Genomic DNA, 12,701 nt, shown 5'->3' with positions numbered 1-12,701 from the left:
CTGTGGTTGGAGCCTTTCTGGAACCATCAAGTGGTAGGAGGATGAAACCAATCCACAGTATCTCCAATAGTATAGCATACAGTCCTTGGAGAGGGACTATAAACACTACTACTATATAATACGAGGATGATTGTATGAACTTAGTAACTATATCGGGACCCCCATCCTCTGGTAAAACTTCAGTTATACTCAAAACCATAAATGCTTTACAAAAAAGAGGTTTTAAAATAGGTGTAGTGAAATTCGACTGCTTATATACAGATGATGATATGCTATATAAAAAAGCAGGTATCCCTGTTAAAAAAGGTTTATCAGGTTCATTATGTCCAGACCATTATTTTGTGAGTAATATTGAAGAAGTCGTACAGTGGGGTATTAAAGAAGAATTGGATTTACTTATTACTGAGAGTGCAGGACTTTGCAATCGTTGTTCACCATATATTAAAGATATAAAAGCCATATGTGTAATAGATAATCTCAGTGGAATAAATACACCTAAAAAGATTGGACCAATGTTAAAATCAGCAGATATAGTGGTCATAACAAAAGGAGATATAGTTTCACAAGCAGAAAGAGAAGTTTTTTCATGGGGAGTTAATTCAGTAAACCCAAGAGCTGTAACTATGCATATTAATGGATTGACTGGACAAGGTGCTTATGAACTTAGCACACTTTTAGTAGATAGCGATGAGGACATCTCCACTGTCAAAGGCAAGAAATTAAGGTTTTCCATGCCATCAGCACTGTGTTCCTATTGTTTAGGTGAAACCAGAATTGGTGATGACTATCAAATGGGGAATGTGAGAAAGATAAAATTAGGTGATGAAGATGATAAATAGAAAACAGTTGAATGATCTGACTATAAATGAAATACTGAACCAACATCCATTTGCTCTCTCTTTTTTTACTGATAATAAATTGGATGTCGAAGGATTTCAAGATAGCACATTCATTTCTTTTTTAGAACATTTTACAGAAGAAGAGAGAGATGAATGGGCTATCGATACGACGAAGTTAGTAGAAGATATTATTATATATATTAACAATATGCTAGATTTCTTAGGTATAAAAAATGAAAATACAGTTGATTCACTTACAATTATTTCAGGATTTGATAAATCAGGACAAAAAGAAAATTTTGATAGCATTACCATTAATAAAAGTGAAATAATCTCCATTGTTGGACCAACAGGTTCTGGTAAAAGTAGACTACTAGCTGATATAGAATGGACTGCAAATAATGATACACCAACAGGAAGGTCTATACTAATTAATGGGGAAAAACCAGATAAAAAATGGCGATTTTCTTCAGGAAATAAATTAGTAGCACAGTTATCTCAAAATATGAATTTCGTTATGGATTTAACTGTAAAAGAGTTTTTGGAACTTCATGCAAAGAGTAGGATGGTTGAAAATGAGGAACAAGTTATTGATAAGATTATAGATGCCGCTAATAATCTAGCAGGAGAAAAATTCAATTTGTCTACGCCAATAACAAGTCTTAGTGGAGGTCAGTCAAGAGCATTAATGATAGCAGATACAGCTATACTTAGCACATCACCCATAGTGTTGATAGACGAAATTGAAAATGCTGGGATTGATAGAAAAAAGGCACTCAACTTGCTAGTAAGTAAAGAAAAAATAGTATTGATGGCAACTCATGATCCTAGTCTAGCTTTAATGGCAGATAAAAGAATAGTCATAAATAATGGTGGTATAATTAAAATTATTAAAACTGATAAACAAGAAAAGGATATGTTAATGGAATTAGAGAAAATGGATGATATAATTAGAAGTTTAAGGGATTCGTTAAGAAACGGTAAAAGAATCAATCATATTTCATGTTAATTATTATTGGATAAGCTAATATGATCATAATATCTAAGATGATATTAATAAAATTAAGGATATTTTAATATTAATCTTATTGCATAGATGACTCTTTTTAATGTATAATTGAAGAAATGTATTATTTTAACAATAAATCAACAAGTTATTTATGCAGGAGGAAGTTTTTTAATATGGATATAATTGAGATTTTTAAGGCAATAATTTTAGGTATTGTAGAAGGGTTTACAGAATGGCTTCCCATAAGTAGTACAGGTCATCTAATCCTAGTTGAACAATTTTTGCAGTTTGACCTTTCAGATTCATTCAAAGAAATGTTTCGTGTAGTAATTCAACTTGGAGCTATAATGGCAGTGGTAGTTATATATTGGAAGAAAATATTTCCTTTCTCTACTAAAAAGGGTCAGATCATTAAAAAAGATACGTTACTATTATGGGTGAAGATAATTTTTGCATGTATTCCAGCAGGAGTTATTGGGATATTGTTTGATGATAAGATGGATGAACTATTCTATAATGCACAAACAGTTTCTATTACATTGATACTATACGGAATACTATTTATTATTATAGAGAGATGGAATAAAGGCAGAGACTGCAAAGTTGATGATATATCCGATTTGCCATACAAGACAGCATTTATTATTGGTTTGTTTCAAGTATTATCGTTAATTCCTGGAACTTCTCGTTCAGGGGTGACAATATTAGGAGCTATACTTATTGGTACATCAAGAACTGTTGCAACTGAATTTACATTTTTCTTAGCTATGCCTGTAATGTTTGGTGCAAGTTTATTAAAAATACTTAAGTTCGGTTTTGCATTTACAAGTTTGGAAGCATTAGTACTTCTAACTGGTATGATAGTTGCTTTTGTAGTATCAATAATAGCAATAAAATTCTTGGTTGGATATATTAAGAAACATGATTTCCAAGCATTCGGATGGTATAGGATCGTATTAGGATTAATTGTGATTGTATATTTTACATTACTTAAATAAATGATAATATTATGCCCCTTCTATATTAAGTATAGAAGGGGTTTATTTATTAGTAGTTAATTTACTTTTCTCTCTTTTGTTTTTCTTCTAGGGTAGATTCCAATTTGCTAAAAAATATATTCGTAACATAGGTTACAGATATCTACTAAACCCCATGCTATACTTTAATCATTGTTGAATAACCAAAACCAAAAAAAACATAAAAGCAATGAAACAAAAAATAAATTTTAAAAAAGAAAGGTTGGGATTTAATGTTCTGTTATCAATGTCAAGAAGCAGCAAAAGGAACAGGTTGTACATTAGCAGGAGTTTGTGGAAAAAAAGCTGAGGTGGCTAATCTTCAAGATCTACTAATTTATACTATAAAAGGAATATCAATATTAGCTAATGAAGGTAGAAAAATAGAGATTAATATTAATCAAGTTGATAAATTTATTGTCAATGGATTATTTATGACCATTACTAATGCTAATTTTGATGATAATGCATTCTATAAAACAATAAAAGAAGGATTGAAGCTTAGAGAAGAATTAAAGAAAAATATAGAATCAAAAGGAATTGTACTTAAGGAATTGCACGATAGTGTTACATGGATAGCAGAGTCTGATGCTGAAATAGAATTAAAATCTAATAGTGCTGATGTAGGTGTACTTGCAACTGATAATGAAGATGTACGTTCATTAAGAGAACTAATTATTTATGGAGTAAAAGGAATGGCTGCATATGCACACCATGCTTATAATCTAGGTAAAGAGAACAATGAAATCTATGCTTTCATTACTAAAGCTCTAGAAGCAACATTAGATGATTCATTAAGTGCTGATGATTTAGTAGCTCTTACCTTAGAAACAGGCAAATATGGTGTAGATGTTATGGCATTGCTTGATGATGCTAATACTTCTACTTATGGTAATCCAGAAATTACACAAGTAAATATTGGTGTTAGAAAAAATCCAGCGATACTGATATCAGGTCATGATTTAAACGATTTGGAACAACTACTTGAGCAGACTAAAGGAACAGGGGTAGATGTATACACACATAGCGAGATGTTACCAGCTCATTATTATCCAGCATTTAAGAAATATGGTAATTTCGTAGGAAATTATGGAAATGCATGGTGGAAGCAAAAAGAAGAAATAGAAGCATTTAATGGACCTGTAATATTTACAACTAACTGTATTGTACCTCCAAAAGATAGTTATAAGAATAGGATATACACAACTGGGGCATCAGGATTTCCAGGTTGTAAACATATAGAAGCTGATGAAAAGGGAAATAAAGATTTTTCGGAAATTATTCAACATGCTAAAAAATTAGATTCACCGACTGAGATAGAGACAGGGTCAATAGTTGGAGGATTTGCACATGCTCAAGTTTTTGCACTTGCTGATAAAGTTGTAGATGCAGTTAAAACAGGAGCGATTAAGAAATTTTTCGTTATGGCTGGATGCGATGGAAGAATGAAATCAAGAGATTATTATACAGATTTTGCGAAGCAATTACCTGATGATACTGTTATTCTAACTGCTGGTTGTGCAAAATATAAATACAACAAATTAGCCCTAGGTGATATAGGTGGCATTCCAAGAGTACTTGATGCAGGTCAATGTAATGATTCCTATTCACTTGCAGTTATTGCACTAAAATTGAAAGAGATATTTGAGCTTAATGATATCAATGAATTGCCTATTGCATATAATATTGCTTGGTATGAGCAAAAAGCAGTAATAGTATTGTTGGCATTATTACATCTAGGTGTTAAGAATATTCATTTAGGACCAACACTTCCTGCTTTCTTATCTCCTAATGTTATTAACGTATTAGTAAACACATTCGGTATTGCAGGTATTACTAATGTTCAAGATGATATAGATATGTTTTTACAATAAAATAGATATAATGAAAAATAATAGAGATGCATAAAGGTATCTCTATTATTTTAGTTAAAAAAGCATCAGCTATTCATAAAGTATAAAAACTATAATAAATAGGAATAATAAATGTGTAGGATAGAAAGCATAATATTTTTTTGAACTAAATATACTAAAATACAACATAATTTGTATAAATAATAATAAACTAGTAATAAATATCTCGTTAGAGAAACTATATTTTGTGAAGTTTCATATTTGAAAATTATTTTGTAGTATATACTTTAATAAATTAATTATATTGGATAATTAGTTGGATTAATAAATAATTAATATAACATTTCATCTATGAATGTAAATATAGATTGATGATTTAAGATTTCAAATTTTATGCAAAAATATAATGAAATTAAAGAGATATTGTAATAATTAAAAACAGATTAAAATAAAATTATTAATTTACAAAGTACTTATGTTAGTCTATAATTAAAGTAATAAAAAGGCAAAATATAGGAGGAATAATTAATGAAGAAAATAGTGGTTAGTATAACATTGATATTATCAATGATGTTGTTTGCTGGATGCGATTATAATGGAAATAAAATATATGATGCATTAGTTAAAGCATCAGAAATCAATTCTTATGAAATGGATACAGAAGTATCTATGTCATTTGATAGTCAAGGATTTTCAGAAGAAGAAAAAATGTCTCTTGATATTGTTAAAGCGATGTTGAATAATTCGTCTTTTAAAATGCACAATAAGATATCACAAAATGAAGAGAAGACCAATTTAGATAATTATGCAGATATTTATATGAATTATGGTGGATTAGGTTTTGGTATGGAATTATGGCAGAATCTTTCACAAGACGATTCCAAGTTTGTACAAATAATGAAAGTTCCATCTATACTTATGATGAGTATGAATGAATTTTCTGGTAAAGAATATCTAGTTATGGAAGACGAAGATTTTGGGTTCTTAGGAAGCAATGCTTCGTTAAAACAAATACAAGATAAAGCTAATGAGATTATGAAAAAATTTATTGCACAATATGACCCGGATATGAAACTGATTGACTTCAAAAACTCAGAAGTTGTAGATGGAGAAAGTGTATATAATTATGTATTATCACTAGATAATGAATCTTTAGTAAAACTTTTAAAATATACAGTTAATAATGTTTTAGATTATGAAGATGGAATGGATGATTTTAAAGAATTTTTCGGTCAAATTATTGAAATGGTTCAAGTTCCTGGAGATGAAATTGAAGATGCAAAAGACGAAATCAATGAAGCATTCGATATGTTTGTTGATAATAAAGAAGAAATAAAAGAAAAAGCAAATGAAGTTTTAGATCTACTTGAAGAATGTGAAATTCTAGGTGAAGAAGGAATTCAAATAGAGTATTCATTAAATAAAGAAGGATATATTATTAATAAATCAGGCACTATTGATTTGAATCTTAATCTAAACAAAATTGAAAAGGCTGTTACTAAAATTGTTGGTACTGAATTTGATCTTTATAATGAAAATATAGTTAAAGACCAATCAACAAAAGTTATTGAATTAGGTATTAAGTTTAATTCAAAGATATATAATATAAATGAAAAAATAGATATCGAGATGCCAGAACTAACTGAAGAAAATTCAATCAAGCTAGATGAAATGACAAATTATTATGATGAGATAGATACTGTAAATTATAATGATGAATTATTTTAAGCATTGAGTTTAAAAAAGAAGTTAACGTAAAAATAGAATATAAATAAAAATATCAAAAGGTGTTTGAATCCATAATTCAAACACCTTTCTTGAACTTTACAAGTTTTTAGTATTAGATAGGAGTGAATAACTGTGTTTAGGATGTACCGTACAGGTGAACTACTAAATTATTTAGGAATCACAAGAGATAAATTACGTTTTTATGAAGAAAAAGGTTTATTGAATCCTAAAAAAAATAAGGAAAATAACTATAGAAATTATGATATTTATGATATATATAAAATCATGAGTATAGATTTTTATAAAAAAAGAGGTATGACAATTAGTCAGATACAGGAACTACTAAAAAATGAAGATGTTAAGTATATGGATAATATATTGGAGAATAAGAAAAATGAGTTGGAAAAACTGATATATGATGCCAAATGTATGATAAAAAGAATTGAAGAAACACAAACCTTCAGTAACAATTTAAAAGATGATTTGAATGTTTTTCAAATAAAACCCTTACCATTGTACAAAGTCATAGGAGAAATATCGGAATTTGTAGCAGTTGAAGAATACGAAAATGTTATAGATGTCATCAATTCTAATAATGATGATATGATATCACAGATTATGCGTTATATATCTTTTGACAAAGATAGTGTCATAAGTACGAAAATGTTAATTGTTAATACAATAGATATTGAAAAAGATAATGAAAAAATATTAAAATATCCGAAATGTTTATTTACAGTGGCCCAAGAGGTTCAAACAGAAAATGAACAAAGAGATTTAATAGAAGAAATGCATAGACTTTCAACACAATATGCAGCTAAACATAATCTGAAATTACTAGGTGAAGCTTTCGCTAGGATACGTCTTATAACTTATAAGAAAAATGAAACTAAAACATATATAGAAATATTTATTCCCATTAAGTAATTTTGTATATTGACATGGGTGTTACCCCCTACTTTATACTTGAATTAATTTAGTTGAGGAGGAAAGTAGGAAATGAAAACTATAGTAATTAATGAATGTAAAGAAATATCTATTCCTGAGGAAACATATACATTTGATCTATCAAAAATTCAAGTAACCCCATGTGTTGGTTGCTGGACTTGTTGGTGGAAAAATCCCGGAAGATGTATATATGAAGATCTGAATGAATTCTATCATGAATATATAACAGCTGATAGAGCGATCTATCTTGCTAAAGTAACTAAAGGATTTGTATCAGCCAATTTGAAAAGTCTTTTTGATCGTATGATACCTCTATATCTTCCATATACTACATACAAAACAGGAGAGTCTATGCACGTGAAAAGATATGAGAAATACCCTGATATAGAGTTTTATTACGATGGTTATTTTAGTACAGAGCAAGAATGTCAAATATTTGTAGATTATATAAAGCGGGTGTTCTATCAATTCTATTCAAAAGTCATTGTAGTTAAACCTGTTAAGGATTTTGTTGATGTGGAGGGACTGTAGAATGAAAACTATTATAATAAATGGTTCTCCAAAAGGTAATTCGCAAAAAAGTAATACAAGAATAATATGTAGAGAATTTGTGAGTAATATGAAAACACCATGTGAAATAAAATGTATCAGTAATTCTAATTTAATGGAATTAGCACAATATGTGGATAACTTTGACAATATAATAATCATCATGCCTCTATATATTCATGCCATGCCAGGCAGCTTAATGAAATTTATTGAATATCTAAATCCATCAGAAGTTAAGGGTAGATCACTTGGTTTTATTATCCAAGCAGGATTTATAGAAACGAAACAAGAAAAATATGTAGAAAGGTATTTTGAATCTTTAACAAAACGCCTAAATTATAATTATTTGGGAACTGTTTCTAAGGGAGAAGCAGCAGGTATATATATGTTTCCCAAAATGTTCAGGAAAGTATTAAGGAGATTCAATGAACTGGGAAGGATATATGAAAATACTCATACATTTGATAAAGAAATCACTGCACAATTAGGAAAGCCTTATCGAATGTCAAAACTACAAATAACTATATATCAGTTCTTATGTGATATAGGAATAAATAATATAGGTTGGCATAAAGTATTAAAACGTAATGATGCATTTGAAAAACGTCTAGATAGACCTTTTTTATTAAAATAGGAAAGTTGGTCTAAATTAAATAAATGATTATGAAAAAACAAGGTAATATTTATCTTGTTTTTTTGTTCTTGATTTATAACGATTTTATAGTGACAAAGACAACAATACTATAATATTAATGAATTAAGATATATTAAACAGTTATAGAGAGCTAATCAATATTTTTTATAAATAGAAATCTTGACAAATCACAAAATAAAAGTTAGTATAGACGTATAGACGTCCGGCTGAGAATGTTGCTTAAAATATAGTCTTACATAAAGTTTCTAAATGAATGGAGAGAGGTCAGTCATGAAAGATAAGATTATTAAAGCCATAAAAAAAGAAAAAGAATTGTCTTGTTATGAAATAGGCATAGAAATCTCATCTGATAAAATTGTTACTCTTACTGGTGAAGTTGATAATTGGCAACATGTTGTAGACATTGGTCATATCGTTGCAAAGGTAAAAGGAGTTGTAAATGTTGTTAATGATATAAGAGCAAGGGGTATAACTATACCGAAAAAAGATAATAGCCAGAAGATAAAGAGGGTTCGACAAGAAGGTAATCGTAAAAAATGTGATATTGTAATTATTGGTGCTGGTATAAGTGGTTGTGCGATAGCTAGAGAACTGTCTAAATATAATCTAAAAACAATTGTTGTAGAAAAAAACAGTGATATAGCTGAAGAATCTACGAAAGCTAACAATGGTAACATTCATCCTGGAGTTTTAGCTAAACCTGGAACACTAAAAGCAAAGCTTAATCTAAGGGGAAATGAATTATATACCAAGCTCTCGGAAGATCTTAATTTTGATTTGGTTAGATCGGGATCATTGAATGTCGTTTACGATAAGAGCGAATGGAGAAAAATGTTAGGGTTGAAGTTCCTAAAAAAATCTAAGCTAGGGAATTTGATTAAGCCGGCAAGGCAATTTATGAAGGTGCCGGGCCTTAAATGGTTAAATAGTGAAGAAGTTCGTGAATTGGAACCAAACCTAAAAGGTGAACCTATAGGAGGATTTTTAATGTCCACAATGGGATTAGTTGAACCTTATGAAGTATGTATAGCGCTAGCTGAAAATGCAGTTCAAAATGGTGTATCATTTATGCTTAATACAGAAGTACTTGATATTCTATCAGATAATGGACAAACGAATGGTGTTATAACTAACAAATGCATTATTGAAAGTAAATATGTCATCAATTGCGCAGGTGTATATGCTGACAATATTGCAGAAATGGCTGGAGACAGATTTTTTACGATACATCCAAGAAGAGGTGCTATAGCAATATTTGATAAGAATAGAAAAGGTTATTTTAATCGACCAGCAGGAACTAGGAGCGGTAGAAGTAAAAAAACTAATTCAAAAGGTGGAGGAGCATGTGTGACACCAGAAGGTAATCTGCTCTGGGGTCCAACAGCTACTGAGATACCATCAAAAGAAGATAAATCGGTTGAAGCTGAGGACATGGATTATATATTGAAATTAGGGGCAAGAGTTACCGATGAAATCAAAAAATCTGAAGTAATAACTTTTTTTGCAGGTATAAGAGCAGCAGATTATAAAGAAGATTTTATAATAGGGATGTCAAAGAAAGTTAGAGGTTTCATAAATGTTGCAGGAATACAATCGCCAGGTTTGGCATCAGCTCCAGCTATAGCAGAAATGGTTCAAGGCATAATTAAAGAAGATATGGGAAATATGCCAGTAAACAAAAGCTTTAATCCTATAAGAAAACCAAAAGTGAAATTCAGAAATCTTTCTCATGAAGAACAAGATAAATTAATTAAGGAAAATCCTAAGTATGGGAATATAATCTGCAGATGTGAATTGATTACTGAAGGAGAAATATTAGATGCAATACATTCCGAAATTCCAGCAACGACTATTGATGCTGTAAAACGAAGAACAAGAGCTGGTATGGGAAGATGTCAAGGTGGTTTTTGCGGACCAAGGGTACTTGAAATACTCGCTAGAGAGTTAGATAAAGATCCTACGAAAATAACTCAAAAAGGTTCTGATTCTTATGTGCTCAAGAAAAATAGCAGAGAATAGTTGGGAGGGATTGAAGTGAAACGAATTAAAACTGATGTAGCTGTTATTGGTGGAGGTCCAGCAGGGTTAGCCGCTGCAATAGAAGCGAAAAGACAAGGCGTGGATAATGTTCTTATAATTGAAAGAGATGTAGAATTAGGAGGAATATTACAACAGTGTATACACGATGGATTCGGATTACATAGATTCGGGAAAAGATTATCCGGTTGTGAATATGCAGAAAACTTTATTGAAGAAATAGATTACGAAGATATAGATGTAAAATTAAAGACTATAGTATTAGAAATCACTAAAGACAAGATGATATATGCAATGAATGAAAATGAAGGTATGATGCAAATTGAATGTGGTGCAATCATTTTAGCAATGGGTTGCAGAGAAAGAACACGTTCGCAAGTATTTATATGGGGAACAAGACCAAGTGGAGTACTTACAGCAGGAACAGTACAAAGGTATATTAATATGGAAGGTTATCTTCCATGTAAAAAAGCAGTTATTCTTGGTTCAGGAGATATCGGTTTAATTATGGCAAGAAGAATGACTCTTGAGGGTATAGAAGTTGAAGGAGTCTATGAATTGATGAGTTCACCTGGAGGGCTTACAAGAAATATATGCCAGTGTTTAAATGATTATGATATACCGATGCATCTATCAACAACTGTAGTAAGAATACACGGTGATAAGAAAATTGAAGGTGTAACTGTAGCGGAAGTAGATGAAAAAAGAAGACCTATAAAAAGTACTGAAAGATATATAGATTGTGACTTATTAGTGCTAGCTGTAGGATTGATTCCTGAAAATGAGTTATCAAGGAAATTGGAAGTCAAAATCGATCCACGTACTAAGGGTCCAGTCGTAGACGAGAGTTTTATGACTTCTGTAGAAGGAGTTTTTGCAGCAGGTAATGTAGTGACAGTTTTTGATCTGGTAGATTATGTATCATTAACAGGTGAAATAGCAGGTAGAGGCGCAGCAAAATACTTAGATGGAAAGCTGAATCTGGAGGATAGATATCAATCAATCGTACCAGGAGATAATGTTAATTTTGTTGTACCACAGATAATAAGATCGGATAATCTAGAAGAACATTTACCTATTTATTTCAGAGTTAAGCAAAAAGAGAAGAAAGTAAAAGTTATAGGTGAAATTGATGGGAAAATTTGTTTGGATAAGAAACATGTAGTTGTACTACCACCAGAAATGATTGTTGAAAATATAAAATCCGAAGAATTGAAATCAAGTAATAATGAATTAACAATTAGTGTAAAGGTGGGGTAGAAAATGAAAAAAGAATTTACTTGTATTGTTTGTCCTATGAGTTGTCACTTAACTGTATATAATGATGGAGATAAAATAGTAGTAGAAGGAAATACTTGCAAAAGAGGTAAGGTATTTGGTGAGAATGAATTTACTAATCCCAAGAGGATGCTAACTACTACAGTTAGAATCGAAGGTAGCCATCTAAAAAGATTAGCTGTAATTAGTAGTGATGAAATACCTAAAAATAAAATGTTTGAATGTGTTAATGAGTTGTATAAAGTTACTGTGAAAGCACCTATCAGCAGAGGCAATATTATTTTCCATAATATTTGTAGTACTGGTGTAGATATTATAGCTTCTAGGAGTGTAAAGAAGCTATAATGATTATATATGATTCTTGTTTTTGCAAATAAAAAAAGAAGGTAATTATTACCTTCTTTTTAAATAGTTCATTTATTATAGCTTAACTACATTCTCTGCTTGAGGTCCTCTAGCGCCTTCGACAACTTCGAATTCAACTTTTTGGCCTTCTTCTAGAGTTTTAAATCCATCACCTTGAATTGCAGAAAAATGTACAAATACATCATCTTCGCCTTCAACACAAATGAATCCAAATCCTTTTTCGCTGTTAAACCATTTTACGATACCAGTTTTCATTAAAACATCCTCCGAAATAAAATTATTTGTAATTCTTTACTAATATAGACTATCATATACAGCGAGAAATGTCAAATTTTATTTTAAAAAGAATTAATATTTTTATTCAAAAAATATAGTTTTATATAATTTTATGTTAACATTTCAGTATAATTTTACTATGAAATT

The 12,701-nt window shown here is 30.2% G+C and carries 12 protein-coding genes; 11 read left to right on the top strand and 1 reads right to left on the bottom strand.

Annotation, left to right across the window (positions count from 1 at the left end; translation table 11 throughout):
• Nucleotides 1-134 precede the first annotated feature (134 nt).
• From QMG30_RS23830 to QMG30_RS23780, 11 genes are all read left to right on the top strand, one after another.
• A complete protein-coding gene (locus QMG30_RS23830) occupies nucleotides 135-839 on the top strand; it encodes a GTP-binding protein (RefSeq protein WP_281819673.1) in 705 nt (234 codons plus the stop codon).
• Entirely contained in the window at nucleotides 829-1,848 is a 1,020-nt protein-coding gene (locus QMG30_RS23825; RefSeq protein ID WP_281819671.1) for an ATP-binding cassette domain-containing protein, read from the top strand. Before QMG30_RS23830 ends, QMG30_RS23825 begins: the two co-directional genes overlap by 11 nt.
• A gap of 173 nt (nucleotides 1,849-2,021) precedes the next feature.
• On the top strand, nucleotides 2,022-2,846 hold the full coding sequence (locus QMG30_RS23820; protein WP_281819670.1) for an undecaprenyl-diphosphate phosphatase: 825 nt from the start codon (nucleotides 2,022-2,024) through the stop codon (nucleotides 2,844-2,846).
• A gap of 251 nt (nucleotides 2,847-3,097) precedes the next feature.
• Entirely contained in the window at nucleotides 3,098-4,738 is a 1,641-nt protein-coding gene (hcp, locus tag QMG30_RS23815; RefSeq protein WP_281819668.1) for a hydroxylamine reductase, read from the top strand.
• A gap of 507 nt (nucleotides 4,739-5,245) precedes the next feature.
• Nucleotides 5,246-6,445: a hypothetical protein gene (locus QMG30_RS23810; RefSeq protein ID WP_281819666.1), complete on the top strand. Its 1,200-nt coding sequence runs from the start codon at nucleotides 5,246-5,248 to the stop codon at nucleotides 6,443-6,445.
• A gap of 141 nt (nucleotides 6,446-6,586) precedes the next feature.
• Entirely contained in the window at nucleotides 6,587-7,372 is a 786-nt protein-coding gene (locus QMG30_RS23805; protein WP_281819675.1) for a MerR family transcriptional regulator, read from the top strand.
• Nucleotides 7,373-7,444: 72 nt separating this feature from the next.
• Nucleotides 7,445-7,924 (top strand): flavodoxin family protein, encoded by a 480-nt coding sequence (locus tag QMG30_RS23800; RefSeq protein ID WP_281819665.1) that lies wholly within the window; start codon nucleotides 7,445-7,447, stop codon nucleotides 7,922-7,924.
• A 1-nt stretch (nucleotide 7,925) separates the two neighbouring features.
• On the top strand, nucleotides 7,926-8,576 hold the full coding sequence (locus tag QMG30_RS23795; protein WP_281819663.1) for an NAD(P)H-dependent oxidoreductase: 651 nt from the start codon (nucleotides 7,926-7,928) through the stop codon (nucleotides 8,574-8,576).
• 291 nt (nucleotides 8,577-8,867) lie between these two features.
• Nucleotides 8,868-10,616, top strand: a complete 1,749-nt coding sequence (locus QMG30_RS23790; protein WP_281819662.1) for an NAD(P)/FAD-dependent oxidoreductase — start codon at nucleotides 8,868-8,870, stop codon at nucleotides 10,614-10,616.
• Between the two features lie 15 nt (nucleotides 10,617-10,631).
• Nucleotides 10,632-11,894, top strand: a complete 1,263-nt coding sequence (locus QMG30_RS23785; RefSeq protein WP_281819661.1) for an NAD(P)/FAD-dependent oxidoreductase — start codon at nucleotides 10,632-10,634, stop codon at nucleotides 11,892-11,894.
• A gap of 3 nt (nucleotides 11,895-11,897) precedes the next feature.
• Complete coding sequence (locus tag QMG30_RS23780; protein WP_281819660.1) at nucleotides 11,898-12,257, top strand: DUF1667 domain-containing protein; 360 nt, start codon at nucleotides 11,898-11,900, stop codon at nucleotides 12,255-12,257.
• Between the two features lie 75 nt (nucleotides 12,258-12,332).
• Here the strand turns inward: QMG30_RS23780 and QMG30_RS23775 are convergent, their stop codons facing one another.
• Entirely contained in the window at nucleotides 12,333-12,533 is a 201-nt protein-coding gene (locus QMG30_RS23775; protein WP_113676178.1) for a cold-shock protein, read from the bottom strand.
• Nucleotides 12,534-12,701 lie beyond the last annotated feature (168 nt).

Origin of the sequence: Vallitalea longa, from assembly GCF_027923465.1 — a bacterium.
Taxonomy (GTDB): domain Bacteria; phylum Bacillota; class Clostridia; order Lachnospirales; family Vallitaleaceae; genus Vallitalea; species Vallitalea longa.
This window is presented reverse-complemented; position numbering and strand designations above follow the sequence as displayed.

Coding starts and splice junctions, on each gene's coding strand:
- QMG30_RS23820 (WP_281819670.1), top strand. CDS start 2,022: ATGGATATAATTGAGATTTTTAAGGCAATAATTTTAGGTATTGTAGAA.
- QMG30_RS23810 (WP_281819666.1), top strand. CDS start 5,246: ATGAAGAAAATAGTGGTTAGTATAACATTGATATTATCAATGATGTTG.
- QMG30_RS23790 (WP_281819662.1), top strand. CDS start 8,868: ATGAAAGATAAGATTATTAAAGCCATAAAAAAAGAAAAAGAATTGTCT.
- QMG30_RS23805 (WP_281819675.1), top strand. CDS start 6,587: ATGTACCGTACAGGTGAACTACTAAATTATTTAGGAATCACAAGAGAT.
- hcp (WP_281819668.1), top strand. CDS start 3,098: ATGTTCTGTTATCAATGTCAAGAAGCAGCAAAAGGAACAGGTTGTACA.
- QMG30_RS23825 (WP_281819671.1), top strand. CDS start 829: ATGATAAATAGAAAACAGTTGAATGATCTGACTATAAATGAAATACTG.
- QMG30_RS23830 (WP_281819673.1), top strand. CDS start 135: ATGAACTTAGTAACTATATCGGGACCCCCATCCTCTGGTAAAACTTCA.
- QMG30_RS23775 (WP_113676178.1), bottom strand. CDS start 12,533: ATGAAAACTGGTATCGTAAAATGGTTTAACAGCGAAAAAGGATTTGGA.
- QMG30_RS23780 (WP_281819660.1), top strand. CDS start 11,898: ATGAAAAAAGAATTTACTTGTATTGTTTGTCCTATGAGTTGTCACTTA.
- QMG30_RS23800 (WP_281819665.1), top strand. CDS start 7,445: ATGAAAACTATAGTAATTAATGAATGTAAAGAAATATCTATTCCTGAG.
- QMG30_RS23795 (WP_281819663.1), top strand. CDS start 7,926: ATGAAAACTATTATAATAAATGGTTCTCCAAAAGGTAATTCGCAAAAA.